This is a genomic window from Oricola cellulosilytica, from assembly GCF_019966575.1.
In the GTDB taxonomy this organism is placed as follows: Bacteria; Pseudomonadota; Alphaproteobacteria; order Rhizobiales; family Rhizobiaceae; genus Oricola; species Oricola cellulosilytica.
Genome location: NZ_JAINFK010000003.1, coordinates 305,269 through 330,485 on the forward strand (window position 1 = coordinate 305,269; position 25,217 = coordinate 330,485).

Annotated in this window: 26 protein-coding genes, 1 tRNA gene and 1 riboswitch; of the genes, 15 read left to right on the plus strand and 12 right to left on the minus strand. The window is 61.4% G+C overall.

Annotation, left to right across the window (positions count from 1 at the left end):
* The first annotated feature begins 375 nt into the window (after nucleotides 1–375).
* Both LC298_RS08990 and metA read left to right on the plus strand, forming a co-directional pair.
* Nucleotides 376–1,377 (plus strand): hypothetical protein, encoded by a 1,002-nt coding sequence (locus LC298_RS08990; protein WP_223385610.1) that lies wholly within the window; start codon nucleotides 376–378, stop codon nucleotides 1,375–1,377.
* A gap of 168 nt (nucleotides 1,378–1,545) precedes the next feature.
* A riboswitch (SAM riboswitch) is annotated at nucleotides 1,546–1,623 on the plus strand.
* A gap of 60 nt (nucleotides 1,624–1,683) precedes the next feature.
* Complete coding sequence (gene metA / locus LC298_RS08995) at nucleotides 1,684–2,607, plus strand: homoserine O-acetyltransferase MetA (protein ID WP_131568989.1); 924 nt, start codon at nucleotides 1,684–1,686, stop codon at nucleotides 2,605–2,607.
* Nucleotides 2,608–2,613: 6 nt separating this feature from the next.
* Here metA and LC298_RS09000 read toward each other — a convergent pair whose 3' ends face one another.
* Entirely contained in the window at nucleotides 2,614–3,555 is a 942-nt protein-coding gene (locus tag LC298_RS09000; protein ID WP_131568991.1) for a Tle-like phospholipase domain-containing protein, read from the minus strand.
* A 106-nt stretch (nucleotides 3,556–3,661) separates the two neighbouring features.
* On the opposite strand from LC298_RS09000, the gene LC298_RS09005 reads away from it, so the two are divergent.
* Nucleotides 3,662–4,123 (plus strand): GNAT family N-acetyltransferase, encoded by a 462-nt coding sequence (locus LC298_RS09005; protein ID WP_131568993.1) that lies wholly within the window; start codon nucleotides 3,662–3,664, stop codon nucleotides 4,121–4,123.
* A 21-nt stretch (nucleotides 4,124–4,144) separates the two neighbouring features.
* Nucleotides 4,145–5,407 carry a flavin-dependent oxidoreductase gene (locus LC298_RS09010; protein ID WP_131568995.1) on the plus strand — a complete coding sequence of 421 codons (1,263 nt, stop codon included), beginning with the start codon at nucleotides 4,145–4,147 and terminating at the stop codon, nucleotides 5,405–5,407.
* Between the two features lie 41 nt (nucleotides 5,408–5,448).
* Here LC298_RS09010 and LC298_RS09015 read toward each other — a convergent pair whose 3' ends face one another.
* The 3 genes from LC298_RS09015 to LC298_RS09025 form a co-directional block, all read right to left on the minus strand.
* Entirely contained in the window at nucleotides 5,449–5,928 is a 480-nt protein-coding gene (locus LC298_RS09015) for a c-type cytochrome (RefSeq protein WP_131568998.1), read from the minus strand.
* A 64-nt stretch (nucleotides 5,929–5,992) separates the two neighbouring features.
* The gene (locus LC298_RS09020; protein WP_131569000.1) at nucleotides 5,993–6,268 is read right to left on the minus strand and encodes a DUF2933 domain-containing protein; all 276 of its coding nucleotides are present in this window, start codon (nucleotides 6,266–6,268) and stop codon (nucleotides 5,993–5,995) included.
* 85 nt (nucleotides 6,269–6,353) lie between these two features.
* The gene (locus LC298_RS09025; RefSeq protein ID WP_131569002.1) at nucleotides 6,354–7,433 is read right to left on the minus strand and encodes a YncE family protein; all 1,080 of its coding nucleotides are present in this window, start codon (nucleotides 7,431–7,433) and stop codon (nucleotides 6,354–6,356) included.
* 117 nt (nucleotides 7,434–7,550) lie between these two features.
* On the opposite strand from LC298_RS09025, the gene LC298_RS09030 reads away from it, so the two are divergent.
* Together LC298_RS09030 and LC298_RS09035 are read left to right on the plus strand one after the other, a co-directional pair.
* A complete protein-coding gene (locus tag LC298_RS09030; protein ID WP_223385611.1) occupies nucleotides 7,551–8,795 on the plus strand; it encodes a sensor domain-containing phosphodiesterase in 1,245 nt (414 codons plus the stop codon).
* Between the two features lie 68 nt (nucleotides 8,796–8,863).
* On the plus strand, nucleotides 8,864–10,048 hold the full coding sequence (locus LC298_RS09035; protein WP_131569004.1) for a vWA domain-containing protein: 1,185 nt from the start codon (nucleotides 8,864–8,866) through the stop codon (nucleotides 10,046–10,048).
* Here the strand turns inward: LC298_RS09035 and LC298_RS09040 are convergent.
* Nucleotides 10,037–11,311 carry a glycerate kinase type-2 family protein gene (locus tag LC298_RS09040; RefSeq protein WP_131569006.1) on the minus strand — a complete coding sequence of 425 codons (1,275 nt, stop codon included), beginning with the start codon at nucleotides 11,309–11,311 and terminating at the stop codon, nucleotides 10,037–10,039. The two genes, LC298_RS09035 and LC298_RS09040, sit on opposite strands and share 12 nt — an antisense overlap.
* Before the next feature lie 135 nt (nucleotides 11,312–11,446).
* Between LC298_RS09040 and LC298_RS09045 the strand changes: the two genes are divergently transcribed.
* The 6 genes from LC298_RS09045 (at nucleotide 11,447) to LC298_RS09070 (ending at nucleotide 14,823) form a co-directional block, all read left to right on the plus strand.
* Nucleotides 11,447–11,827 (plus strand): YciI family protein, encoded by a 381-nt coding sequence (locus LC298_RS09045; protein WP_131569008.1) that lies wholly within the window; start codon nucleotides 11,447–11,449, stop codon nucleotides 11,825–11,827.
* Nucleotides 11,805–13,073: an RNA polymerase sigma factor gene (locus tag LC298_RS09050; RefSeq protein ID WP_131569010.1), complete on the plus strand. Its 1,269-nt coding sequence runs from the start codon at nucleotides 11,805–11,807 to the stop codon at nucleotides 13,071–13,073. The genes LC298_RS09045 and LC298_RS09050 overlap by 23 nt, the downstream gene beginning before the upstream one ends.
* 44 nt (nucleotides 13,074–13,117) lie before the next feature.
* Nucleotides 13,118–13,267, plus strand: a complete 150-nt coding sequence (locus tag LC298_RS09055; protein WP_158284769.1) for a hypothetical protein — start codon at nucleotides 13,118–13,120, stop codon at nucleotides 13,265–13,267.
* An 82-nt stretch (nucleotides 13,268–13,349) separates the two neighbouring features.
* Entirely contained in the window at nucleotides 13,350–13,730 is a 381-nt protein-coding gene (locus LC298_RS09060; RefSeq protein WP_131569012.1) for a VOC family protein, read from the plus strand.
* Between the two features lie 72 nt (nucleotides 13,731–13,802).
* Nucleotides 13,803–14,144, plus strand: coding sequence for a TfoX/Sxy family protein (locus LC298_RS09065; protein ID WP_131569015.1), 342 nt, complete (start codon nucleotides 13,803–13,805; stop codon nucleotides 14,142–14,144).
* A 13-nt stretch (nucleotides 14,145–14,157) separates the two neighbouring features.
* Nucleotides 14,158–14,823: a TIGR02453 family protein gene (locus tag LC298_RS09070; protein ID WP_158284770.1), complete on the plus strand. Its 666-nt coding sequence runs from the start codon at nucleotides 14,158–14,160 to the stop codon at nucleotides 14,821–14,823.
* A 21-nt stretch (nucleotides 14,824–14,844) separates the two neighbouring features.
* On the opposite strand, the gene LC298_RS09075 is transcribed toward LC298_RS09070, so the two are convergent.
* From LC298_RS09075 to LC298_RS09085, 3 genes are all read right to left on the minus strand, one after another.
* A complete protein-coding gene (locus LC298_RS09075; RefSeq protein WP_223385612.1) occupies nucleotides 14,845–15,165 on the minus strand; it encodes a hypothetical protein in 321 nt (106 codons plus the stop codon).
* 86 nt (nucleotides 15,166–15,251) lie between these two features.
* The gene (locus LC298_RS09080; RefSeq protein WP_131569019.1) at nucleotides 15,252–16,391 is read right to left on the minus strand and encodes an acyl-CoA dehydrogenase family protein; all 1,140 of its coding nucleotides are present in this window, start codon (nucleotides 16,389–16,391) and stop codon (nucleotides 15,252–15,254) included.
* Nucleotide 16,392: 1 nt separating this feature from the next.
* A complete protein-coding gene (locus LC298_RS09085) occupies nucleotides 16,393–17,589 on the minus strand; it encodes an acyl-CoA dehydrogenase family protein (RefSeq protein ID WP_131569021.1) in 1,197 nt (398 codons plus the stop codon).
* 189 nt (nucleotides 17,590–17,778) lie between these two features.
* Between LC298_RS09085 and LC298_RS09090 the strand changes: the two genes are divergently transcribed.
* On the plus strand, nucleotides 17,779–18,552 hold the full coding sequence (locus LC298_RS09090; protein WP_158284771.1) for a Crp/Fnr family transcriptional regulator: 774 nt from the start codon (nucleotides 17,779–17,781) through the stop codon (nucleotides 18,550–18,552).
* A 22-nt stretch (nucleotides 18,553–18,574) separates the two neighbouring features.
* Here the strand turns inward: LC298_RS09090 and LC298_RS09095 are convergent.
* Nucleotides 18,575–18,651, minus strand: a tRNA-Arg gene (locus LC298_RS09095).
* Between the two features lie 53 nt (nucleotides 18,652–18,704).
* Complete coding sequence (locus tag LC298_RS09100) at nucleotides 18,705–19,868, minus strand: M20 aminoacylase family protein (protein ID WP_131569025.1); 1,164 nt, start codon at nucleotides 19,866–19,868, stop codon at nucleotides 18,705–18,707.
* Nucleotides 19,869–20,041: 173 nt separating this feature from the next.
* On the opposite strand from LC298_RS09100, the gene LC298_RS09105 reads away from it, so the two are divergent.
* Together LC298_RS09105 and LC298_RS09110 are read left to right on the plus strand one after the other, a co-directional pair.
* Nucleotides 20,042–21,205 (plus strand): D-alanyl-D-alanine carboxypeptidase family protein, encoded by a 1,164-nt coding sequence (locus LC298_RS09105; protein ID WP_131569027.1) that lies wholly within the window; start codon nucleotides 20,042–20,044, stop codon nucleotides 21,203–21,205.
* Nucleotides 21,206–21,210: 5 nt separating this feature from the next.
* On the plus strand, nucleotides 21,211–22,230 hold the full coding sequence (locus LC298_RS09110; protein ID WP_131569030.1) for a CobW family GTP-binding protein: 1,020 nt from the start codon (nucleotides 21,211–21,213) through the stop codon (nucleotides 22,228–22,230).
* A 14-nt stretch (nucleotides 22,231–22,244) separates the two neighbouring features.
* Here the strand turns inward: LC298_RS09110 and LC298_RS09115 are convergent, their stop codons facing one another.
* Both LC298_RS09115 and cobT read right to left on the minus strand, forming a co-directional pair.
* On the minus strand, nucleotides 22,245–23,300 hold the full coding sequence (locus tag LC298_RS09115) for an esterase-like activity of phytase family protein (protein WP_131569032.1): 1,056 nt from the start codon (nucleotides 23,298–23,300) through the stop codon (nucleotides 22,245–22,247).
* Nucleotides 23,297–25,195, minus strand: a complete 1,899-nt coding sequence (gene cobT, locus LC298_RS09120) for a cobaltochelatase subunit CobT (RefSeq protein WP_131569034.1) — start codon at nucleotides 25,193–25,195, stop codon at nucleotides 23,297–23,299. The genes LC298_RS09115 and cobT overlap by 4 nt, the downstream gene beginning before the upstream one ends.
* Between the last annotated feature and the right edge of the window lie 22 nt (nucleotides 25,196–25,217).

Below are 25,217 nucleotides of genomic sequence, written 5' to 3' on the forward strand. Positions count from 1 at the left end.
CCGGGTTCATGCGCTGCCCCGTGCGGGGCAACTGAAAGCTCCAGAATACACCCGCCGCGCCCACCCAACAAGCTGATCCCACCGTCGACGTCCGGCGCTCGCGAAAGCCGGCCAATTGCATGTTTTGCCACCTGCGCGCCCTCCCCGGGCTTGTCCAGAGGCGATCGCCAAGCGGCTCGGTCATTCAACACGAAAAAACCGATCCAGTCGGCTGCTGCACGTTCAGACGCCAGCCTGACGTGGATAAGTTTTTCTCCCCTTTCCGCACAACGTGTTGTTTTCACACGGTATTGGCATTTTTTCGCGCGATTTTTATCCACACCCCCGAAACCTCCCGGATAATCCGTCCCGTGTTTGTTGCCGAAGGAGGCGGGAATGGGTTTCGACTGGGAAGGGTCGGTGGAACATTACGGCGATGCGCTCGACGCGCTTGCCGCGCGGCTCGTCACCATGGCCGGAATCCTGTGGGGCCGGCCGGTCGAAATGCTGCCGCGCCGGCTCTATCTGGAGATCCTCGCGATCCTTCGCCCCGCCGAATTCGCGCTGCGCCGCCTGATCGTCATGGCCGCCTGGAAGGTGGTCCCGGAGATCGGCCTGCCGCCTGCGACAGAAGAAGGCGAGGAGCCGCCGCGCACCACTCTCCCCCCTTGTGGGGGAGAAAGCGATTTCGACGGCTTGGCCGAGCAAACGGCGAAGGCCAAACGTCAGAAATCGCAAGAGAGGGGGTTTGCCCCCTCATTCGGCCCTTCGGGCCACCTTCTCCCACGAGGGGAGAAGGAAGGCGCCAGCCGGCGACGAGCAACGGCTAGCGGCTTGCCGCTTACGACAGAAACCACCGAGGAGCTTAAGGGCGGGACTTCAGGGGCCCATCAGCAAGGGCAAAGCCCGCAGCTTAAGGATGGGACACCAGGGGCCCGCCAGCGAGCGACAGCGAAGCTTAAGGGCGGGACAAGGAAGGGCGGGACAAAGACCCCCCGCGTCCCCTATTTCCCGATCTTCGATCCGTGGAAGCGCTACGGCCCGCCATTTCTGACCGAGGAGCAGATCGCGGCGCTGAACGATCCGAACCGCGTGCCCCTGCCGCCCCGGCCGGTGCTCGACCCGGATGAGATGGTCCCCGCCAAAACCCTCTGCCGGCGGGTGCGCGCTTTTGCCAACGCGCTGCTCAACCTCGACCACCACATTCATCGCATGGCCCGCTGGCGGGCGCAGCGCGCCGCCCAGTCCAAACTGCCCTGGAAGGAGCGCACGCTGCGGCGGCTGTCGCCGATCCGGCCCGGGGTGCCGCCCGGCTACCGCGAGCGGCCGAAGACCCTTGTCGGCGAGACGCTGAAGGACTGCCACATCCTCGCCCTCGACGCCCTCAACAGTTCGTGAGGCTTCAGGGGCCCGCCAGCGACGAATGCAATTGAGGAGCTTAATGGCGGGACAAGGAATCCGCGCGCCTATCTCCCCCTTGCGGGGAGATGACGCCGGAGGCGACTGAGGGGGGAGGGAGAGCGACGGTCCGCCCGCACATTGACGCCCGCGCGGCCCGCCACTACATTCGCGCCCTGTGGTGATTTGGCCGGCCGGCTTGCAGCCACTTGAAAAAACTCGCTAAAGGGCCGAGACGACAAACGAGCGAATGTCCGACCGGCAGCGAGAGATCGCCGCCGGTTTTTTTGTATTTGGGGTAGTGCCATGCCGATCCGTATTCCCGACCAGCTTCCCGCACGCGACGTGCTTGCGCGCGAAGGCGTGATGGTCATGGACGAAGGGACTGCGCTGCGCCAGGACATCAGGCCGATGCAGATCGGCCTGCTCAACCTGATGCCCAACAAGATCAAGACCGAGACCCAGATCGCCAGGCTCGTCGGCTCGACGCCGCTGCAGGTGGAACTGACGCTCGTGCGCATTGGCGGACACAAGGCGAAGAACACCTCGGAGGATCACCTTATCTCGTTCTACCAGACATGGGAGGAAATCAGGCACCGCAAGTTCGACGGCTTCATCATCACCGGTGCGCCGATCGAGACCCTGCCCTTCGAGGAGGTCACCTACTGGGATGAACTGAGGGAGATACTCGACTGGACCGAAACCCATGTCCACTCGACCTTCAACATCTGCTGGGGCGCGATGGCTGCAATCAACCACTTCCACGGCGTGCCGAAATACACGCTGCCGAAGAAGGCGTTCGGCGTCTACCGACACCGCAATCTCAACCCCGCCTCCCCCTATCTTGCCGGTTTTTCCGACGACTTCTCGATTTCCGTGTCGCGCTGGACCGAGGTGCGCAAGCAGGACATCGAGCCCGAGACGGGATTGGAAATCCTGATGGAATCGGACGAAACCGGTCTGTGCCTGGTGTCGGAGAAGAAGTGCAACCGGCTCTACATCTTCAACCACGTCGAATACGATTCCACGACACTGGCCGAGGAGTATTTTCGCGACGTCGAGGCCGGAACGCCGATCGAGGTTCCGGCGAACTATTTCCCCGGCGACGATCCGCAGAAAAAGCCGCTCAACCGGTGGCGCAGCCACGCCTTCCTGCTGTTCGGCAACTGGATCAACCAAGTCTACCAGACCACCGATTTCGATCTTGAAAAAATCGGACTGGACCGCTGACGCGGCCTATGTCGCGAGGCATTGCGCGCGCGAACCGCCAAGCTCGGCCCGGCAGATCAGGTCGCAGGCCAGCTGCGCGATGCTGTGCTGCCCGATCGGTCCGCCGCCCTTGCTGCCGCGCTTGAAGGTCGTGCGGAAGTTGAAGCGCAGTTCCTTGACCTGCGGATCGGCGGTCGAAAGCGAGATGAGCTGCCGGCTGCCCCACCGGAGCGTCGAAAGCACCTCACCCGCCTCATACACACGAAAGATCCGGACTCCCTTGCGGTTCGCCCCGTTAAGGCGGGGATCGCTGATGGTGTAGCCCGTCACCGGCGACGTCGCGAATGCGTAGACCAGCGAGATGTCCTTCGAGCTGTACGCGGCATGCTGAGCCAGCCCGCCGCCGAGCGAATGGCCCGTCGCGATGATTTCGACATTATCGCCGAAGCGCCTCTTCAAATCCGGAACCAGCTTGTCGACGAGATCCCGGGTCTGTTGATACTGGCCATAGGTCACGGGACTGAACCGCGTAAGCCAGCCCGCATTGGCATGCCAGTCGCCCAACTCGGTGAAATTCGTGCCTCGAAACGCCAGCGCCACGCGCGCATGCGGACCGGACCCGCGGTCTTCCCACACCTGGTAGGCGAAACCGGGAATCGTTACTTTGCCGGCAGGCTTTGCGGGGAGATAGTCCTGCGAATACTCGCTCAGGCGTTTCCAGCGTTGAGCATGGCGGCTCGGCGCCTCGCAGCGCGGCGCAAGCCGGGCAACGTCGTCGTCGTAGGCGGCCGCTGACAACAACGCGTATTGAGAGAGACCGGTGAGAAGCGGATCGATCTGACCGTTCTCCAGATGCTCCAGCGGATGCCAGCTTCGCGCCGGATCACGCACGAGGAACTTGCTGTCGGGTGGTGACAGCCAGCAGCCTGAAACCAGAAAGAAGCTGCACAGAGCAGCGAGAATGCGCATGGTATCCCCCGACCAATGCCCAATGCCGTTTCGCAAGTTGCGGCATCGGTCGGGATGTTGGACAAACTCTCAGACAAAATCAAACTCGCCACCCCGGGACCGTTCGATGCCCACAGAAGAGAAAATCGTGATACGGCTCCTCGAGCGCAGGGATGAGCCGGATTGGCGGCGTCTCTGGACCGCCTATCTCGAATTCTACGAAGCGAGCGTTTCCGAAGAAGTCTTTCGCGGCAGCTTCGAGCGGATGCTTGCCGGAAACGCCGGCGCGCCGAACGAGTTCAGGGGGCTGCTGGCCACGCTTGCCGGAAAACCGGTCGGTCTGGTCCATTATCTCTTTCACCGCCACGGCTGGCGGATCGAGAATGTCTGCTACCTGCAGGATCTTTACGCCGATCCGCACGTGCGGGGCCGGGGCATCGGCCGCAAGCTTATCGAAGCCGTCTATGCGGACGCGGACCGGGAAGGTTGTCCGTCGGTCTACTGGCTGACGCAGGAGTTCAACACTGACGCAAGGAAGCTCTACGACCGGATTGCAACCCTCACCCCGTTCATCAAGTATCAGAGATAGGATCGCGAGCGGAGGACGGACATGACCATTCTCATCGCCGGCGCGGGGATTGCCGGCCTGACCCTTGCGCTGTCGTGTCATCAGGTCGGGCTGTCGTGCCGGCTCTTCGAACAGGTCGATGCGATCAGGCCGCTCGGCGTCGGGATCAACCTGCAGCCCCACGCGGTCCGCGAGCTGTTCGAGCTCGGACTGGAAGAAGAGCTTGACGCCATCGGCGTCAGGACCCGCGAAGTCGCCTATTTCTCCAGCACCGGACGCCCCATCTGGTCCGAGCCACGCGGCCGCTTCGCCGGCTATGACTGGCCGCAATTCTCGGTGCACCGGGGCCAGCTCCAGATGATGCTGGTCGACGCGGTGCGCGAGCGCCTCGGGCCGAACGCAATCGAGACGGGCATGAAGCTCACGGGGTTCGCGGACCATGCCGGCGGGGTAACGGCTGCTTTCCGCGACGCCTCGGGTTACGGGGTCGCCGTCGAAGGAGACATTCTCGTCGGCGCTGATGGTATCCATTCGACTGTGCGGGAGCGTCTTCACCCGGACGAGGGGCCGCCTGTCTGGGGCGGCGCGATCCTTTGGCGCGGGACGGCCTGGGCCGAACTGTTTCTCTCCGGGGCGACCATGGCAATGGCCGGTCACGAGCGTCAGAAATTCGTCACCTATCCGATTTCCCGGCCCGACTCGGAAACCGGACGGGCCCTGATCAATTTTATCGCCGAACTGAAGACCGATCCGTCCCGGGGCTGGCGACGTGAGGACTACAACCGCACCGCCGATCTCGAAGAATTTCTGCCGCAGTTCGAGCACTGGCGGTTTGATTGGCTCGACGTGCCGGCGCTGATCCGCTCCGCCGAGAGGATCTACGAATACCCGATGATCGACCGCGATCCGCTCGACGCCTGGACGAAGGGCCACGTCACTCTGACCGGCGACGCTGCGCACCCGATGTATCCGATCGGCTCCAACGGCGCGTCACAGGCCATCCTTGACGCCCGTGTCATGGTGCGCGAACTGCTTGTCCACGGACCGCACCGCGACGCGCTGACAGCCTACGAGAATGACCGGCGCCCGGCGACGACCGGGATTGTGCTTGCCAATCGCGGCAACGGCCCCGACGCCGTGATGCAAATCGTCGAGGAGCGCTGCGGCGGAGTGTTCGACCATATCGACGACGTGCTGACGCCGGAGGAACGCGCGACCATCGCGACCGACTACAAGAAGCTCGCCGGCTTCGATGTGGACGGGCTGAACGCGCGCCCGCCCATCGTTCCTGCCCGAGGGGGCTGACGCGCCGCGGCACGTGAGCGCCGCGGCGGATCAGGACCGTCTCACATCCTGTGCTCCCGGTAGCCGATTCCGTTTTCCGCCTGGAGTTCGCGCACATAGGCGATGATCTTGGCGACCTGCTGTTCCGAGACCTGGGGCTGTCTCGGCATGTTGCCGAACGGCCAGTGATGCGCCGGCACGCCGTTGGCGACGGCCGAGTAGAACGACTCGTCCGAGTGGTGTCCGGGATTGTAGATGTCGTTGACGAGGGGCGGTGCGCTTTCGGTGCCTGCGGCGTTGACCCCGTGACACGTGGCGCAATTGCTGTTGAACAGATATTCGCCTGCCTGCGCGGTTTCGGTCAGTTTTGGCACCTTTACCTCGGCAAGCGTCGCGGCGGTGGCGCCGGTGGTGGTAGCGCTGCGGTCTTCGCCGGGAATAAACGCATTCACGACGATCCCGACGACACCGGCGGCAAAGACGCCGATGACAAAATATTTGGGCAGATTGGACCAGATGTCGTGCTTCTTCGCTTTGGCCATTTTTGTTGTCTTTTCGATTCAGGAAGTGTGAAGCCGGCGTCCCGGCGCTTGAGCGGAAGGCCGGCTATTTGGTCTGTGGAAGCGCCGGCGCTGCGTCGCCCCCAAGATCGGCCACCGGTTCGGACTTGACTGTTTCGACCTCGTCCGGCTTGCCGTGACACGACTTGCCCAGCATCCTGTGCATCACAAGGTGCAGGCCCACACATGCCAGCAAAGGTGCGACAAGCCCGGCCTTGCTCAAGATGCCGGAAGCGGTGCCTCCGGCGAGGAGATAAAATCCGATCGGCGCGGCCATGACCGCACAACAGGCCCACATTCCGTATCGGGAGATAAGTCCCATGCCGGACCTCGCCTCAATCGGCTCGTCCGTTTTGCATCCGTTCTGGCGCGAAAAATTCTCTTGGTTCACTTCTGTGTTTCCCGAACTAGTTGCTTACCACCATCTGGTGGCCAATGCCTTGAGTGGGTATTGTGGACCGCACCGACAGATCGCGCGGGTCCAGCACCCAGACCAGGGCTTCCGCAGCACTGCTCACCAGCAGCCCCTCATCCGAAAGCGTCATGTGATAGGGTTGAGGTCCCACCGAGACCTCCGACGATTTTCCTGTGGCGACGTCGACCTTGACGATCTTTCCCGTCTCTCGGGCGCTGACATAGACGACGTTTTCGCCTTCCGCGATGCCGTGCAATTCTCCGCCGATCTCGAACCGCTGCAAGGTGTCGCCGCTATCGGCATCGATGACCGACACGGTACCGTTATCGGCTTCGGCGGCGAATATTCTTCTCGCCTCGCTGTCGAAGGCGAGATGTTTCGGTCCGTTGTCGAGCACCAGGTTACGGACCACGTAACCCTTTTCCGGATCGACATCGCTCACCGTGCCATTCCCCGCGTTGCTGACGAAGAAGCGCCCGGTCACAGGATCGTATACGGAATATTCTGGCTCGGGCCCGGTGGCGACCGTCGCGGCAACGGAAAAATCGCCGAGATCGATGATGGATACACTCGCAAGTCCGGGATGAGTGACGACGGCCCATTTGCCGTCGGTGCTGGTTTCGACGTGATGGACCGACCCGGGCACCTCGATCTTCTTGATAATCTCACCGGTTTCCGCCTCGACTGCGCTGACGATGCTGACGGTGCCGTCCATCGGCTCTTGGCCGCCGCCGTGATGGGCATCGTGCTCGTCTTCGCTTGCTGCGGCTGGTTTTTGAACGTTTCCGCGTTCAATTGTCGCCAAACTGCCTGCCAGAAGAATATCTCGCCCCGGAATGGCCGCAAGCCCGTGAACGGCCTCGAGCCCCTCTATTCGCCTCAAGACCTCAAACTTGTCGGAGAGGACCAAAGTGGTGTTGGCGTCTCCTTCGGGAATATAGATATCGGCTAACGCGCCGCTCCCACCGGCGATCAGGGATGTGACGAGTGTCAGTGTCTGTCCGACCATGCGCATGGCAACCTCCTGCGTGGTGTATCCGCCCCATACGACCTCCCCCAACTGGAAGGTCAAGCGGACTCGGCACGTCACTTTCCGGGCGGATTTCGACGAGATTGCCCCGATTCAGCGGTTCTTAGGAGTTTCTTGCTAGCGGTTCGTTCCAGGAAACGCGACGAAAAGGCGCATCTCATGCCGGAACACGCCAGAAGGATAATGGAGGCGCTGGCGGCAGGCAGCGCGAGTGGCGATCTGGTGCAGGACGCGCTGGAGGCGATTCGCAAGCACCTCGGCATGGAGGTCGCTTACCTCTCGGAATTCGTGGATGGTCGTTCAGTGTTTCGCCGGGTCGACGCGCCCGGGCTGGAACACCTGATCAAGCCTGGCGACTCGCAGTCTCTGGAAGATGTCTACTGCAATCACATTCTTGAGGGTCGCCTGCCCGAGCTGATCCCGAACACGGCGAAGGAACCGCTCGCCAGGGCTATGCCCATCACCGATGCGGTTCCCATCGGGTCGCATGTCAGCATTCCCATACGCCTCGCCGATGGCACGCCCTACGGCATGTTCTGCTGCCTCAGTCCCGCTCCCAACGAAACGCTGAACGACCGGGATCTGCAAACGATGAAGATGTTTGCCGACCTTGCCGCCCGTCATGTCAGCGAAGAGCAGGCGGCGAAAACGGCGAAGCAACGAACCGCCGAGCGCATTCGCCGGGCGATCGACACGCAGGCTTTCCGCATCGCGTATCAGCCGATATGGAATCTCAATCCGCTCCGGCCCGTCGGCATGGAGGCGCTTTGCCGCTTTGACGAGAACTCCGGACAGACACCGGACATCTGGTTCAGGGAGGCTGACGAGGCCGGACTGGGCGCCGAACTCGAAATGGCCGTGATCCGTAAGGCGTTGGAGAGTCTCCCGTCCTTGCCTGAGGATGTCTATCTCTCGGTCAATGCATCGCCCGGCATGGTCGCCGGAGACACATTTGCCGGTATGCTGGAATCACTCCCGCTGAAACGGGTCGTCCTGGAAATCACGGAACATGCGAGGGTGGAGGACTATCGCGCGCTCGATAGGGTCCTCGCCCCTCTCCGTGCTTCCGGTCTGCGTGTGGCCGTCGACGACGCGGGCGCCGGATATGCCAGCTTGCAGCACATTGTGCAGTTGCGGCCCAACCTCATCAAGCTCGACATGACGCTCACACGCGACATCGACAAGGACCGGGCGCGCCGCTCGCTGGCGGCGGCGCTGATCTTCTTTGCCGCCGAAACCGGCACGCGGATCGTCGCCGAAGGCATCGAGACGGAGGGCGAACTGAATTCCCTGATGGCGCTCGGCGTGGCCAGCGGCCAGGGCTATCTGCTGGGCAGGCCGGTTCCATTGGCCGATGCGATCGAATTGTGCGCGAAGAGGACGGACCGGCAAGCGCAAGGGTGACGCAAATCGTGTCGGATTATGTCCGCCGATGACATGACAAGGAGCACTGCGGGCGTTACCTTCGCCTCATGTTCATCCCGTTCTTCCTCGAACTCAAGGCCGCCAGGGTTCCAGTGTCGCTGCGCGAGTATCTCTCCCTGCTCGAAGGCATGGAGGCACGGATCGTGGATTTCGATGTCGACGGGTTCTACTTTCTGGCGCGCGCCTCGCTCGTCAAAGACGAGCGGCATATCGACCGGTTCGACCGGGTCTTTTCGCACGTTTTCAAAGGGCTTGAGGCCATCTCCGGCGAAGCGGGTATCGGTCCGAGGGCCCTGCCTGCCGACTGGCTGCGCAGGCTCTCTGAAAAATACCTGACAGAAGACGAAAAAAGGCTGGTCGAGTCGCTCGGCGGGTTCGAGAAGCTTATGGAAACGCTGAACGACCGGTTGAAGGAACAGCAGGGCCGCCATCAGGGGGGCGCGAAGTGGATCGGCACGTCCGGAACCTCACCCTTCGGCGCTTACGGCTACAATCCCGAGGGCGTGCGCATCGGCCAGAAGGAAAGCCGCCACCGGCGCGCGGTCAAGGTGTGGGACAAGCGTGAATTCCGCAATTTTGACGACACGGTCGAGCTCGGCACTCGCAATATCAAGGTGGCCCTCAAGAGGCTGCGCCGCTGGGCCCGCAGCGGGGCCCCGGACGAACTCGATCTCTCCGGAACGATCAGAGCAACCGCAGAGCACGGCTATCTGGATGTTCAGATGCGTCCGGAGCGGCGCAATGCGGTGAAGCTGCTGATGTTTTTCGATGTAGGCGGTTCAATGGACGACCACGTCCGCGTCGTGGAGGAACTGTTTTCGGCGGCACGCACAGAGTTCAAGCACATGGAGTATTATTACTTCCACAACTGCCTCTACGAAACCGTGTGGAAGGACAACCGCCGCCGTCAGGCCGAGCGCATTCCGACCTGGGACGTGCTCCATACGTACGGTCCCGACTACCGGGTAATATTTGTCGGCGACGCGGCCATGAGCCCGTACGAGATTGCCTATTCCGGCGGTTCGGTGGAGCACTGGAACGAGGAACCCGGCGCGCTTTGGATGCAGCGCGTGCTGGACAAATATTCGCATACCGTGTGGATCAATCCGGAGCACCAGGACAAGTGGGGCTTCGCCCAGTCCACCCGGATGCTGCGCGAGATCATGGGCGGACGGATGTTCCCGCTGACGCTCGAAGGGCTCGACGGCGCGACGCGCGATCTATCCAAGTAGGAGTACCTGCAGATCCGCCACGTTCGTTCCCGTGGCGCCGGTCATCAGCAACGCGTCGGCCACGTTCAGCGCATGGTATGCGTCGTTGTTTGCAAGGTAAGCATCGACTGACTCACCGGAAGCGCTGATCCTCTGGATTGTCTTGGGCGTCACGATGCCACCGGCGGCATCGGTCGGACCGTCGCGCCCGTCCGTTCCACCGGAAAGAAACACCCATTCACGTGGCAGGGGACTGCTTTCGCACAGCGCCGCCAAACGCAGCGCGAGTTCTTGGTTTCGCCCGCCCTTCCCCGTGCCGGTGACATGCACGCTCGTCTCGCCGCCGGAAAGGATCGCGACCGGTTTGTCCGGCTCGGCTGCACGCGCAGCCTCCCGGAAAGCCTCCGCCGCAGCCTGGACGTCCCCTGCCAGCCACTCTGCGAGAACGTCTGTCCGGTAACCCTTCCGGGCTGCAAAGGTCATCATGGCCTCGAGACTGATGCGGTTGGAGCCGACGAGAAGATTCTCCGTCGTGTGCGCTTCGCTGTCCGGCTTGGCGGCAGCACGCGCCTCTAGATGTCTCATGACGCTTTCCGGCATGTCGTTTTCCAGACCCAGCGACCGTACGATCTCAAGCGCACGTACCGGTGGCGCGGTGTCAGAGACTGTTGGGCCGGAAGCGATAATGGAGAGGTCGTCTCCCGGCACATCCGACAGGATCAGCGCGACGCCCTGCGCGGGCGCGATCAGGCGGGCGAGACCGCCCCCCTTCAGGCGCGAGAGCGCCTTGCGGACGGTGTTCATGGCGACGATGTCGGCGCCCGACTTCAGCAGCAGGTCGTTTGCCCGCATCTTTTCCTCCAGCGTGATGCCGTCGACCGGAGCCGGCAGCAGCGCGGACGCGCCGCCGGAAATCAGGCAAAGCACCAGTTCGCTGGCCCGCGCCTTTCCTGCGACCGTCTCGACCGCTCTTGCCGCCTCCGCGCCTGCGGCATCCGGCAGCGGGTGCGATGCACCGTGAACGACCGCTCCAGCGATCTCTCGCACGTTCTCGTAGTTCGTTACCACGACCACGTTGCCGAGCTTGCCGGCCGGCACCCGCGAAAGGGCAGCCTCGGTCATCGGGCAGGCGCCCTTCCCGGCGGCAATGATGTGGACGCGCGTCACTTCGTGCAGCATGTCATTGTGCACGCGCAGGGCGCTAAGCACCGCGTCGTGAGGATCGGCTGCGGCCACTCCATGCCTGAAGATTTCGCGAGCATCGGCTGCGAGGTCGTCGATCATTTGTGTCGGGCTTTCATGCGAGGGACATCGGTGTAGGTGCATTGTGCAGCGCGGAAGGCGATCTGTCACGATACGATGTAGGTTTTCATCCGTCGGGTTCGTCGTACAATCGCGACATGCCCATGGGAGGAAACCATGCTCTACGCAATCCTGATCTACGGTGCGGATGGTGTTTTCGACCGCCTATCGGAGAAACAACAGGAGGCAATTCTCGCGAAGCACGGGAAATTGCAGGAAACGATGAAGAAACGAAATGCCCTAGGGGCGGTCGCCCGGCTGATGGAAAGCAATACGGCCGTGTCTCTGCGGCCTCATGGCGGCTCCGTCGTTGTGACCGATGGGCCGTTCGCTGAGTCCAAGGAGCATCTTCTGGGCTTTTATCTGATCGAATGCGCCACCATGGATGAAGCGATCGAGGCCGCCAGGCTCCTGCCGATGGACACCGCATCCTACGAGATCCGTCCGGTTCACTGGTCCAACCAGCAAGCCTCCGATGGCCCTGACCCACACGCTTGAGGCGCATCTCGCCAATGCCAGGCCGCGAGCGCTGGCCGCGCTGCTGCGCCGGTTTCGCGATCTCGACGTCGCCGAGGACGCCCTGCAGGAAGCGATGCTGCGCGCGCTCAAGAAATGGCCGGCGACGCGGATTCCGTCGGATCCGGCCGCATGGCTGATCCGCACCGGCTCGAACGCCATGATCGACCGGATCCGCCGCGACAGAAGGTTTGCCGAACTCGCCTCTGACGAGATCGCATTAATGGGCGGGCCGCGGGACCACACCGAGGTCGAATTGGAGCGTGCCGAGGTAATCGACAGTGCCGACATGCGCGATGATGTGCTGCGGCTGATGTTCATGTGCTGCCATCCCGATCTCGGTGTGCACGATCAACTGGCGCTGGCGCTCAAGGTCATTGCGGGATTTTCGGTGGAGCAGATCGCCGCTGCGTTCGTCATCAAGCCGAAGGCGATGGAACAGCGTATCACCCGCGCCAAGAAGAAGGCGTCTGCGGTTGCCGGTAGGCTCGAGACACCCACCGCATTCGAGCGTACGCGCCGCCTCGAGGCGGTGTGTCTGATGATCTATCTTCTGTTCAACGAGGGCTACGCCTCGAGCCATGGCAAGAGCCATATCAACCCGGAGATCTGTTCCGAGGCGATCCGGCTTGCGCGGCTCTTGCTGTCGCTGTTCCCGGCGCAGGCCGAGGTCATGGGGTTGCTCGCGCTTTGCCTTCTGCAGCATGCGCGGCATCGCGCGCGGATCGGCGCCGGAGGCGAACTCATCACGCTCGACGCCCAGGACCGGACGCTTTGGGACAGGGAGGCGATCGCCGAAGCGACTGTCATGATCGAAAAGGCGCTTCGAAAGGGTCGCCCTGGCCCTTACCAGATCCAGGCGGCGATTGCCGCAGTGCATTGCCGGGCAGCGACCGCCGCAGATGCCGACTGGGCCGAGATCGAACTGCTTTACGGCGCGCTGGAACGCGAGATGCCCACTCCGGTCGTCGCCCTCAACCATGCGGTAGCGATTTCCATGACGAAGGGTCACGCCGCCGCGCTCGCCGCACTCGCCCCGTTGGAGGACGATCTGGGAAGCTACCTGCCCTATCATGTCGCGAGAGCGGATTTCCTTGCCGCGCTCGGACGCAAGGAAGAAGCCCTCCACGCATTCCGAGCGGCGCTTTCACTCTGTCCCAATAAGGGTCAGGAGGCACATATTACCCAGCGAATTGCGGCATTGCAGAGGTGCTTGGCACCCGATTGATTGGCGCTGCCAATTCCCGGTTTCCGCAAGAAAAATGGACGAACATGATGGAGATTGACATGCTGGGATCGCTCGGTTTGTTTTTTGCCGGTCTCGGAGTTTTCTTCATGGGCGGAGGTACGATCTACTGGGTCTCCGTTCAGGACCGCGAAGCACAGCGGCGCGCCCGTTCGGGAAGCTACCACACCTCCTGATCGCAAAAACTTTCCGGGCTGTCGGATTTCGGGTTTTCCCTTCGTCGTATCGCCGTTGATGCAAAGCGAAGGGAGATTCGATATGAGCAATCCGATGCAGACGCATGGCGCGCCGAGCTGGATTCAGCATCAGGGCAGCGACCCGGCCGCCGCGCGCAAATTCTACGAGACAGTGCTCGATTGGCATGTCAACGATATGCCCATGGGTGACGGGTCGTCCTATCCCGCGATCGTCGTCGGTGACACGCCGGTCGGCGGCTTTTATCCCCAGCCTGCGGAAGAAGGTGCTTGGACCGTCTACATCACCGTTGATAATGTAGACGTGCGGTTCAAGAAGGCCGTCGACGCCGGCGCCACCCCGGTTACGGAACCGACCAGTATGCCGGGCGTAGGTCGGATGGCGACCATCCGCGATCCGCAAGGCGGTTCGCTCGCGCTCATAACCTACGAGAGCCAGCAATAGTCGATTAGGAAGCGGTCGGGATATCCTGATCCGGGCCGCTTTTCGCCGCATGAAATTCGGATAAGATGACATATGGCCTACGATGAGAAGCTCGCCGAAAGAATGCGCGACATGCTCGCCGGCCTGCAGGGCCTGTCGGAAAAGAGAATGATGGGCGGGGTCTGCTTCCTGCTCGACGGCAACATGGTTGGTGGCGCGCACCGGGAGAAAAAAAGCGGCGAGGGCCGACTGATGCTGCGTGTGGGCAAGGAGCAACAGGAGGAGGCGCTGAAACGTCCGGGCGTGACGCCGATGATCCATGGCGGACGCGCGATGGGCGGCTTTGTTCATGCGGGCGAGGATACCGATCTGGCCGTGCTGCGTGACCTCGTCTCGATGGCTGTCGCATTCACCGGTTCGTTGCCGCCGAAATAGTCAGGAGCCAACGATGCCCACCGGCGAATTTACAGGCTTTCCTCGCGAGACCCTCGATTTTCTTGAGCAACTGAAAGCCAACAATGACCGGGAATGGTTCTCCGGTCACAAGAACGCTTACGCCAGTGCGGTTAAAAAGCCCGCCACGGCCCTGGCAGAAATCGTCGCCGGTGAACTCGAGCGCCTTACCGGCCAGCCGCACAGGCCTAAGCTTTTCCGGATAAACCGCGATCTCCGTTTCTCGAAGGACAAGACGCCCTACCACACTCACATCCACATCTCGTGGTTACCGGTTGAAGAGGGTGACGGCTTCCCGGTGTGGATGTTCGGCCTTTCACCGGAATATTGTACGGTTGGTTGCGGCGTATTCGAGTTTCCGAGAAATGTCCTCGATATCTACCGAAAGAAGATCGCTGCGGAATTGGGCGACGATCTAGGCCGTATGCTCGACAGGTTGAGGCACGACGGCTTTCGGATCGGCGAGCCCGCACTGAAGCGCGTGCCGGCCGGCTTCCCGGATGATCACCCTTACGTGGAACTAGCGCTACACAAGGGCATTGTTGCTTGGCGGGATTTGGAGGGCCCTGAAGCGGCGACGCAGCCGGACTTAGTGTCCCGCTGCGTCACAGAATTCGCGAAATTGGTCCCGTTGTGGCGGTTTCTGCGCGAACTACGCTGAAACCGCGTACACGGAAAGCGTTTAGTTTTCCGGTGCAGGCTCGACGTCGACCGTCGGCACGGTAACCTTTTCCTCTTCCATGACGACTTTCGGTACAAGGACGGTTTTTTCCTCGCTGCCGACGTCTACCGAACCGGCTTGGACGTCAAACTTTGGTGCCTGGCCGCCTTCGACCTTCACATCCACATCCGGAAGCTTAGCTTCCTGCGTCTGATCGACGTCAAAGAAATAGAATGCAGCTGCGATGATCACGGCGATGGCTACCGCACTGGCGATGATTGTGGAGGTCTTCATTTTCTCGTCCTTGAATGATGTTGCCTGCCACAACAACTCACGATCCATTTTTTGGTTCCGGACCCTAGGGAAAAAAATCCGTTAACCATTTGACATCGATGATAATTTTCAACCGAATCAGGGGAGAGGCGTGGTCAGACGCCGGCCACAGCTGCAATCTCCGCATATCGCGCGGTGTGGAAATCCACGTCACCGAACTGATGATCGATCATCACGAGGCGCTTGGCGTAATGTCCGAGGGAATATTCCCATGTCATAGCGATGCCGCCATGCATCTGGATGGCTTCTTCGGCAACCATCCGGCCAATGCGCCCGGTCATGGCCTTGGCCGCTGAGACCGCCAGTTCGCGTTCCTCACGCGATCTGTTCAAACATCCGGCGGCATTAATCACCGACGATCGCGCCTGCTCGATTTCCATCAGCAACGTTGCCATTCGGTGCTGCAGCGCCTGGAATTTCCCGATCGGCACGCCGAATTGCCTGCGCGTCTTCAGATATTCGATCGTGATGTCGCGGCAGACCTCCATCGCGCCGATTGCTTCGGCCGACAGCGCGAGCGCGCCGCGCGCCAATGTTTCCTCCAGGGCAGGGAATGCACCGCCCTCCCTGCCGAGCAGCGCGCCCCCATCGAGCGTAACCGCCTCGAAGGCAATCTCGGCAGCGTGCAGACCGTCGATCGTTGGATAACCCCGGGCCGTGACGCCTTCGGCATTCGCCGGAACGAGAAATAAGGAGATACCCTCCTCGTCCCACACCTCGCCGCCGGTGCGTGCCGACACGACCAGCGTTCCGGCGCTGTCCCCGTTCAGAACCACCGCCTTTTCGCCGTTCAGGCGCCAACCATCACCATCGCGCTCCGCCCTGGTTTCGACGTGAACGTGGTCGTAACGGCTTTGGGGTTCGCCATGGGCCAAGGCCACGATTGTTTCACCGGCGATGACCCCTTCGAGCCTCGCCTTCTGAGCCTCATCGCCGAGCGACGCGATGGCGTTTCCGCCGAGGACAGAGGCAAGCAGCGGCTCGACCACCAGACCCCGTCCGATCTCCTCGAACACAGTGGAGAGATCGAAGCCCCCGCCGCCGAAACCACCATCGGCCTCCGCAAACAGCGCGCCGATAATCCCCAGCTCGGCGAACTGGCTCCAGATGTCGCGCGAAAATCCTTCCGGCGAAGCCGCAATCTCGTGCCGCACTTCGATGCCGTAATTGTCGGCGACGAAACGGGCAAGCGTATCCTTTAGCATACGCTGTTCGTCGGTCAGGGAAAAATCCATGTCAGAGCCCCATGACCATCTTTGAAATGATGTTGCGCTGAACCTCGTTCGATCCGCCGTAGATCGAGATCTTGCGGTTGTTGAAATAGTCGGCGGCGACACCGGCAGCGTCTTCGGGTCCTATCGGCTCGCCGTTCCAGCCGGGCTCCAGCGCCTCCGAGACGAAAGGCAGCGCGTAGGGACCCAGCGCGCGCCGTGCCAGATCGTTCAACTCCTGCCGGATCTCAGTGCCCTTAATCTTCAGCATCGAGGATATCGGACCGGCATTTGCGGCTGCATCTGGCGCGGAAAGGACACGGAGATTCGTCGTCGCCAGCGCAGCGAGCTCCATTTCAACCTTGGCGATTCTCGCCGCGAAGAGTGGATCGTTGATCAGCGGCCTGCCACGAACCTTTTGATCGCGGGCAATCGCCTTGACATGCGCCAGCGCCGCTCGCGAGAAGCCAACACCGGCGATGTTGGTTCGCTCATGTGTCAGCAGGTATTTGGCGTAGGTCCATCCCTTGTTCTCCTCGCCAACGAGATTTTCGATTGGAACCCGCACGTCGTCGAAGAACACTTCGTTCACCTCATGCGTGCCTTCGAGCAGGATGATTGGCCGGATCGTGATGCCCGGCGTGTCCATGTCGATCAGTAGGAACGAGATACCTTCCTGGGGTTTTCCCTCAGTCGAGGTGCGTACGAGACAGAATATCTTGTTGGCGTGCTGGCCAAGCGTGGTCCACGTCTTCTGGCCATTGACGACGTAATGGTCGCCGTCGCGCACGGCACGGGTCTTCAGCGACGCCAGGTCGGACCCTGCGCCCGGCTCCGAATAGCCCTGACACCACCAGTCCGAACCGTTAAGAATACGCGGGAGGTAACGATCCTTCTGCTCCGGCGAGCCGAACTTCATCAGCACAGGCGCGAGCATCTTCAGGCCGAACGGCACGATGCGCGGCGCGTTTGCCGCAGCCGCCTCGTCCTCGAATATTTGCTGCTGAACTGTCGTCCAACCCGCGCCTCCATGTTCCTTCGGCCAATCTTGGGCAAGCCAGCCCTTATCGTTGAGGATGCCATGCCATTGTTCCATGTCGTCGCGGGAAAGATGCTGATTGCGGCGCACCTTTTCCGACAGGGTCCGCGGCAGTCTCTCTTGCAGAAACGCCCGAACTTTTTCGCGAAACGCCAGATCCTCCGCCGAATACGAGATGTCCATGCCGATACTCCTCCGGAACCGTCGGCAGGCACGCTGCCACGGGGTCACGTCGAAAGCCATACGGATTTCGCGAAGGGCCATCAACCGGGGGATGGCATAATCACGTCGCCCCGGAGACATTCCGCTGTAGCGATACGTGGTCTATAGACGATGCAGGGACGCAAACCGGAAGATCAGATGGAAATGCGAATGATGACTGAAGGCGAGGCCATGCACAGCGCCGCCGTCCGTCGACTCAGTTCAACTGTCCTGCTCACGACTGAGGAAATCGAGTTCTTCGAGGGACTTCAAAATAACCGCGCCCAACTGAAACCAGACGAAAAGATCATCGCCGATGGCGAGGAATTCACTGCCAGCTTTCTGATTCGCAAGGGCTGGGCGATGCGCTGGCACGTGACGCCCCTCGGGCGGCGACAGATCATCAAGATCTATCTGCCAGGAGACTTCATCGGTCTGCACGTAAACTTCCGGCGCTCCGCAGTCCACAATGTCTCGGCGCTGACCAATGTTGAACTGGCGGCGATCGAGCCAACCCGCATCCTCGACATCTACCGTAACTATCCGATACTCGCCGCGGGTCTCGACTGGAGCGCTGTGCGCAGTTTCAACATCATTAGTGAGCACAATATCAGCCTCGGTGCTCGACCTGCGCGACAGCGAATTCTCCACCTGTTCCTCGAGCTTTGGTGCCGAATGCTTTTGATCGAGGAGGCGGACGACGACAGTTTCGACTTTCCGCTTACACAATCGCAGATCGCCGATATCTGCGGACTGTCCCTCGTTCACACAAACAAGTCGATTCAGCATTTGCGGCGCTCGGGCCTGATCGTCTTCGGCAAGGGCAGACTCCAGTTTCCGGATATCGACGCGGCGGTCGAATTCTGCGATTTCGATGCCAGGTTCTTGGGAGAGTTCCGCACGAAGCGGCCGCCGCACGCTGTGCTCGCCAGCGGAACCGACTGACTGGACAAGGAAAGGGAGCAAATGGTGATCCCGACAGGATTCGAACCTGTGACCCTCAGATTAGGAATCTGATGCTCTATCCTGCTGAGCTACGGGACCACGCGTTCGCCTGATATCAAGAACGGCCGGATTTTAAAACCGAAATCGGACCGTCAGGCGGGAGCATTAGCCTCGGCAAGCGCCGCCCAGTAGCTGATGCCAAGCGGTATGATCTCGTCATTGAAGTCATATGCTGGATGATGCAGTCCCGCGGTCTCGCCGTTGCCGATCAGGATCATCGCGCCGGGGCGCGCTTCCAGCATATATGAAAAATCCTCCCCGCCCATCAGCGGGGGCGCCGACGTGTCGACAGCGCTGTCGCCGACGATGCGGGCGGCCTGCTTTGCCGCGAACACTGCTTCCGCCTCGTGATTGACCGTTACCGGATATCCGTTCCGGTATTCGACTGTCGCGATCGCCCCATGGGCGGCGGCGATACCCTCGGTGAGTGTCCGGATCCGTACCTCGCCCAGTTTGCGGCTTTCCGCTGAAAGCGTGCGGACCGTTCCGGACATCTCCGCCGTCTCGGGAATGACATTGTGCGCGCTGCCGGCATTGAATTTCGTCACCGAAACAACGATCGACGAGATCGGGTCGGTATTGCGCGATGCGATGGTCTGCAGTGCGGTGACGAGCTGACTCGCTGCAACGATCGGATCAACCGTCTGGTGCGGCATGGCTGCATGGCCGCCCTTGCCCTTGATTTCGATGCGGAACTCGTCCGTTGCTGCAAAAAAGGGCCCCGGGCGGATGGAGAAGGCGCCGGCCGGGACGCCCGGCATATTGTGCATTCCGAACACCCGTTCGATGCCGAAGCGCTCCATCATGCTGTCCTTGACCATGGCGTCGCCGCCGCCGCCGCCTTCTTCGGCAGGCTGGAAGATGACGACGATGGTGCCGGCAAAATTGCGGGTCTCGGCGAGGTACTTCGATGCGCCGAGCAGCATGGCGGTGTGTCCGTCATGCCCGCAGGCATGCATCTTGCCGGCCACCCTGGACTGATAAGCCTTGCCCGTTTCCTCACGGATCGGAAGCGCGTCCATATCGGCGCGAAGACCGATGGTCCCGGCGGGACCGCGCGCGCCCTTGATGACGCCCACCACGCCGGTTCGCCCGATGCCGGTGGCAACCTCATCGCACCCGAACTCACGGAGTTTTTCGGCGACGAAGGCTGCCGTGTCGTGCACGTCAAACAGCAGTTCTGGGTTCATGTGCAGATGCCTGCGCCACTCCGCAACTTCGGGCTGCAATTGATGAGCACGGTTCAGTATCGGCATTCGTTGTCCTTCGATTCTTTCTGTCTGCGGACCAGATGGCGGACTCCGCCCGCTGAGGCAAGCGCGCGGCTTGTCCCACCTTTGCCGCATTCATGCAGCAGCAGGTGCATTGCTTGTTTCGTCACAGGCCCTACCTTAGACAACTCGATCGGCAACATATCAACGGAAATAGCATGAACGCGGGAATACTACTGCGCCTGACACGCTCGGCTGCAATCGCATTTCTCTTCTCGTTTCCGGCCGCCGCAGCCCCGGTAATCGTCGTGGATGCCGCGAGCGGGCGCGTTCTGCACTCCGAGGATGCCTTTCTTCGCTGGAGCCCGGCATCGCTGACCAAGTTGATGACGGCCTATGTGGCGTTTCGGGAAATTGAATCCGGCCGGCTGAACCTGAAATCCCCCGTCCGCATTTCAACCAATGCGGCACACAACCCGCCTAGCCACATGGCTTATCCGGTCGGCACCATCATAACGCTGGAAAACGCCCTGAAGATGATCATCGTGAAGTCCGCAAACGATATTGCGGTGGCGATCGGTGAATCCATCGCCGGAACCGAGGAGGATTTCGTGATCCGTATGAATCAGGAAGCTCACTTTCTGGGCATGACGGACACCAACTTCGAGAATCCGAATGGCCTGCACGCCGACGGCCAGTATTCAACCGCTCGCGATCTCGCGATCCTGACACGCGCGATCAGGACTCAATACCCGCAATATGCCGACTTGTTCTCGATCGAGGCCATCCGCGATGGCGAACGGGTCTACAAAACCTACAATGACCTCATCGGCCGGTTTCAGGGCGCTGACGGCATGAAGACCGGTTACGTCTGCGAATCGGGTTTCAATCTTGCCGCGTCAGCAACACAGGATGGCCGCACCATGATCGCTATCATACTCGGGGAGATAGGACCGAAGGGCCGCGCCGAGCGCGCCGCCACGCTCCTCCAAAAGGCATTCGACACCGGCGACGAAACGGGGCTGCCGCTGATCACCGATCTCGCCAAGACGCCCGACACCCCGGAGACACCGGTCGACATGCGGCCTATCGTCTGCTCCGACGCGGGGCGCGCCGCGAGACAAAGCGAACGCGGTGAGCCATTCGATACCGCCTTGCTGACGGATCTGGACCGGCCGCCCGTCGCGGTGGCGGTCGGCAAAGGCGGCGCCATCGGATCTAGCCGCTCGGCGACGATGGTTCTGGGAAAAATGGTCAAGGAAGTCCCGCTGCCTGCCGATAAACCCGAGCGCGTGACGCTGGTCGACGAAGACGACCGGGCAAGATATGCCCTGGAGCCGGGCTTCGACGTACCGGTCCCGGATAGGCGGCCGGAAACCTGACAGCGATGTCGATACCCGTTCATATCGTTACGGGCTTTCTCGGAGCCGGCAAGACGACGCTGCTGAACAGACAGCTTTCGTCCGGCGACCTCGCCAATACGGCAATCATCGTCAATGAGTTCGGCGACGTCGGTATTGACCATCTGCTCGTTGAATCGGCCAGTCCCGCGGACGCGATGATCGAACTGTCCGACGGTTGCCTCTGCTGCACGGTTCGCGGGGACCTTGTCGATACGCTGGAGCAGCTCTCGCGGCGCGTGAGCGGAGGGACCCCGCTCGAACGCGTGATCATCGAGACCACCGGCCTCGCCGACCCTGCACCAGTCCTGCAGGTCATCATGGCGGCACCCGGAATTCGAGACCGCTTCCGCGTGGCCGGTGTAGTGACGGCTGTGTGCGCTCTGACGGGTCTCGATAGCCTCGACCAACACAACGAAGCGCGGACCCAAGTGGCGCTCGCGGATGTGATCATCCTGACCAAGACGGATATCGCACCGCCCTCTCCCGCATTGATTGCTACGCTGGCAGCGCTAAACCCCCTCGTTGAACCGGTTGACGCAAATGCGTCCGACGTCTCGCTAACGCTCGACGACGCCACGGTTTCTAACGCTAAAATCACGGATTCGGGCGCCGGTCACCATAACGATCGCCACCACGACAACGGTATCGAGGCCTTCACACTGACCCATAACCGCCCGATCGACGAGGCGTCAGTCGGAATGTTCGTTGATCTGTTGCGCTCGACCATGGCGCCAGAGATGTTGCGTATGAAGGGGATCGTCTGGACCGAGCAGTTGGCCGATCAGCCTTTGGTCATACACGGCGTCCGGTCGGTTTTTGATCCGCCGCAACGGCTTGCGTCCTGGCCCAGCAGTGAACGGAAGACGCGGCTCGTCGTGATATCGAAACACGGCAAGCGGCGGCACATCGCTGACCTGTTTGCAGCTTTTACCGGCCAGGCACGCATCGATACGCCGGACCAGCAGGCGATCACTGAAAATCCGCTGGCTATTCCCGGGATGTAGTCCCTGGCGCCGGATTATCCGGAACCTGACCGGCTTTGGACGCTGTCAACAAGAAGGAATTCGAGCAGCAGATTGCGCTGCAGGATCGAATGGTTGTCGTCCGACACGATCGTCAACCTGGGCGTGCCGTCCGGATCTGTCGAAATTGCGAGGCCTTCCATGTTGTCGATCTGATAAAGCTGATCGGCCTCTAGCAGGATTTCGCCATCAATGGTGACCCCCTCGCCGATCGCGTTGGCTGCGATCCGTCGCAGACGCATGGCGACACCATCCTGCATGTTGAAACGGCGTTCAAGCAGGATGAGATCGCCATCGGACAAAAACTCGCCGTCGGTTACGTCGAAAGCGCCCCGCCTTGTTACCGAAAACTCGAAACTCGAGCCGTCCTCGCGTCGAACAAACGCCATGATATTTCCGTCAGGGTCGAGACTGCGCTCGGAAATCCCCACCAGGGCCCCGGCAAGCGGCGTGCGCTCCGGCGAAACGGCGATCGTTTCGAAGCCCTTGTTGTTCCGCAGTTCATGCAAGGGCACCGGCGGCTGCCATTCCCGTACGAACATTGGCCAATCGCCGTCGGTCAGCGAATATTCGCTGACACGGTGCAACCGCTCGAAGCTGACGAATACCCGATCGTCTGTAACAGTCACGCCTTCGGCGTCAGTCTCCCATTTGCTATGACTGCTTTCGCCCTTGGCACCTGACATCTCCCGCATGGCGACAGCCGAAAGACCTGTCGGCTTGCGCGCCGCATCCCGCTCGATCGTTCCTGCGAACCAGAAGCCGGTATCTGTCACACCGATGAAACGCGATTGGTCGTCAAACACGTGGACGCCCGAAAGCGCACCAAAATGCCGGGACGATCCGTAGAGCTCCAGTCCCCCGGCAAATTTCAGAGTGCCGAATCGCATATTATTCGAGCCAATTCTGAAATACTCGATCGGACGCACCCTCACCGTGACCTCAATCGCCTCCCCGGCCACATCGGCGAGGACGGCGGGCGCAAGCGCGAAAAATCCGAAAACAAGCAACGTCAGGCGGCACGGCCGTCCGCTCCTACTGTAGCGCTTCACCGCGACACCCGGGGTCTCGTATCACTCGCTTTTTGCTCCTCGAACAGCCCCGCAAGCTGTTCGGTCATCGCCCCGGCCAATTCTTCGGCGTCGACGATCGTGACTGCACGGCGATAGTATCGGGTCACGTCATGGCCAATGCCGATCGCCAGCAGTTCGACATTTGATCGGGTCTCGATCTCCTCGATCACGGCACGCAGATGTCGCTCGAGATAATTGCCCGGATTAACTGATAGCGTGGAATCGTCGACCGGAGCGCCGTCGGAAATCATCATCAGGATGCGGCGCTGTTCCGGCCGCATGGCGAGCCGGCGGTACGCCCAGGTAAGGGCTTCGCCGTCGATGTTTTCCTTCAGCAGTCCCTCGCGCATCATTAGGCCGAGGTTACGACGTGCCCGCCGCCATGGAGCATCGGCACTTTTGTAGATGATGTGCCGGAGATCGTTCAGCCGCCCCGGCTCCGCCGGTTTGCCGCCCTTCAGCCACGCCTCGCGCGCCTGACCGCCCTTCCAGGCGCGCGTCGTGAAGCCGAGGATTTCAACCTTCACGCCGCAGCGTTCCAGCGTGCGCGCCAGAATGTCTGCGCATGTTGCCGCAACAGTGATCGGCCGGCCGCGCATCGAGCCCGAATTGTCGAGCAGCAGCGTCACCACCGTGTCCCGGAAGTTTGTATCCCGCTCGCGCTTGAAGGAAAGCGGGGCGAAGGTGCCGGCCATCTCATCGATGATGATACGCGGCAGGCGCGCCGGATCGAGATATCCCTCTTCAAGATCGAAATCCCAAGAGCGGTTTTGTTGCGCCATCAGCCGACGCTGCAACCTGTTCGCCAGCCGTCCAACCACGCCCTGAAGATTGGCGAGCTGTTTGTCGAGGAAAGACCGCAGCCGGTCGAGTTCGGCCTCGTCGCAGAGTTCCTCGGCGGCGATCGTCTCGTCGAACTCCGTGGTGAAAATCTTGTAATCGATGCCGGAAAGGATGTCGGTAAAGGGCTGGTCGGACCGTAGAGCCTCGCCTGGTTCCTCCGCGTCGGCATCCATGTCCTCGTCCATGTCCTCCGAGGTCGCCTCAGAGACGTCCATTTCACCGGACTCGGGTTGCTCGCTTTCGACTTGTGAATCCTCAGCTTCGGACTGATCCTCTCCGCCCTCGTCCTGCTGACCTCCCTCGGTCTCGTCGTCGGCGTCCGGCTGGTCTTCGTCGTTCTCTTCATCCTGATCCGGCTCTTCGCCCGACATCTCGTCGGCGAGTTCCATCGAGACCAGCATGTCACGCACCGCTTTCGCGAAAGCGGTCTGGTCGTCAATCGATGATTCAAGGTTGGGAAAGCTGTTCTCAGCCCTTTCGTCGATCCAATCTCGCCAGAGGTCGGCTACTGCGGACGCACCGGGCGGCGTCGGCAGGCCGGTCAGCTTCTCGCGGACTAGCAGCGCCACTGCTTCGGAGAGCGGCGCCTGATCCCGCTCGGTAACACCGGCTAGGTTCGATTTGACGAAGCGGTCGTCAATCATTGCGGACAGATTGTCGCCGACGCCCGGCATGCGCCGGGCTCCGATCGCTTCCACCCGCGCCTGTTCGACGGCGTCAAAAACGGCGCGCGCATCGGCGCCATCGGGCGCAGCCGCCGCGTGTATGCGGGGATTGTGGCAGGCTGTGCGCAGCGCCATCGAATCGCCGACGCCGCGGGTCACCATGACGTCGTTCTTCGTGATCCGCTTCGGGAGATCCGGCAACCGCGCGTGCTTGCCGGCAAGCGCGGGCTTGTCGGTTGCGAACACAACTTCGAGTTCTGGCTCGCCGGCCATCGCCCGCATGCAGGACGTCACCGCCCGCTTCAGCGGTTCGGTGTCAACCGGCTTACCCGGCTTCTTTCGGATGTTGTCGCCAGGCCTCGCCATTGTGTCTCTTGTCGTCGGCGCA

Bases quoted from the DNA above. Each gene is read 5' to 3' on its own strand.
- LC298_RS09105 (WP_131569027.1), top strand. From the start codon at position 20,042: ATGAACGCGGGAATACTACTGCGCCTGACACGCTCGGCTGCAATCGCA.
- LC298_RS09065 (WP_131569015.1), top strand. From the start codon at position 13,803: ATGGCCTACGATGAGAAGCTCGCCGAAAGAATGCGCGACATGCTCGCC.
- LC298_RS09070 (WP_158284770.1), top strand. From the start codon at position 14,158: ATGCCCACCGGCGAATTTACAGGCTTTCCTCGCGAGACCCTCGATTTT.
- LC298_RS09100 (WP_131569025.1), bottom strand. From the start codon at position 19,868: ATGCCGATACTGAACCGTGCTCATCAATTGCAGCCCGAAGTTGCGGAG.
- LC298_RS09075 (WP_223385612.1), bottom strand. From the start codon at position 15,165: ATGGATCGTGAGTTGTTGTGGCAGGCAACATCATTCAAGGACGAGAAA.
- LC298_RS09040 (WP_131569006.1), bottom strand. From the start codon at position 11,311: ATGATCGACGACCTCGCAGCCGATGCTCGCGAAATCTTCAGGCATGGA.
- LC298_RS09110 (WP_131569030.1), top strand. From the start codon at position 21,211: ATGTCGATACCCGTTCATATCGTTACGGGCTTTCTCGGAGCCGGCAAG.
- LC298_RS09000 (WP_131568991.1), bottom strand. From the start codon at position 3,555: ATGCGCATTCTCGCTGCTCTGTGCAGCTTCTTTCTGGTTTCAGGCTGC.
- LC298_RS09080 (WP_131569019.1), bottom strand. From the start codon at position 16,391: ATGGATTTTTCCCTGACCGACGAACAGCGTATGCTAAAGGATACGCTT.
- cobT (WP_131569034.1), bottom strand. From the start codon at position 25,195: ATGGCGAGGCCTGGCGACAACATCCGAAAGAAGCCGGGTAAGCCGGTT.
- LC298_RS09085 (WP_131569021.1), bottom strand. From the start codon at position 17,589: ATGGACATCTCGTATTCGGCGGAGGATCTGGCGTTTCGCGAAAAAGTT.
- LC298_RS09015 (WP_131568998.1), bottom strand. From the start codon at position 5,928: ATGGCCAAAGCGAAGAAGCACGACATCTGGTCCAATCTGCCCAAATAT.
- LC298_RS09090 (WP_158284771.1), top strand. From the start codon at position 17,779: ATGATGACTGAAGGCGAGGCCATGCACAGCGCCGCCGTCCGTCGACTC.
- LC298_RS09020 (WP_131569000.1), bottom strand. From the start codon at position 6,268: ATGGGACTTATCTCCCGATACGGAATGTGGGCCTGTTGTGCGGTCATG.
- LC298_RS09010 (WP_131568995.1), top strand. From the start codon at position 4,145: ATGACCATTCTCATCGCCGGCGCGGGGATTGCCGGCCTGACCCTTGCG.
- LC298_RS09060 (WP_131569012.1), top strand. From the start codon at position 13,350: ATGAGCAATCCGATGCAGACGCATGGCGCGCCGAGCTGGATTCAGCAT.
- metA (WP_131568989.1), top strand. From the start codon at position 1,684: ATGCCGATCCGTATTCCCGACCAGCTTCCCGCACGCGACGTGCTTGCG.
- LC298_RS09035 (WP_131569004.1), top strand. From the start codon at position 8,864: ATGTTCATCCCGTTCTTCCTCGAACTCAAGGCCGCCAGGGTTCCAGTG.
- LC298_RS09005 (WP_131568993.1), top strand. From the start codon at position 3,662: ATGCCCACAGAAGAGAAAATCGTGATACGGCTCCTCGAGCGCAGGGAT.
- LC298_RS09030 (WP_223385611.1), top strand. From the start codon at position 7,551: ATGCCGGAACACGCCAGAAGGATAATGGAGGCGCTGGCGGCAGGCAGC.
- LC298_RS09045 (WP_131569008.1), top strand. From the start codon at position 11,447: ATGCTCTACGCAATCCTGATCTACGGTGCGGATGGTGTTTTCGACCGC.
- LC298_RS09050 (WP_131569010.1), top strand. From the start codon at position 11,805: ATGGCCCTGACCCACACGCTTGAGGCGCATCTCGCCAATGCCAGGCCG.
- LC298_RS09055 (WP_158284769.1), top strand. From the start codon at position 13,118: ATGATGGAGATTGACATGCTGGGATCGCTCGGTTTGTTTTTTGCCGGT.
- LC298_RS08990 (WP_223385610.1), top strand. From the start codon at position 376: ATGGGTTTCGACTGGGAAGGGTCGGTGGAACATTACGGCGATGCGCTC.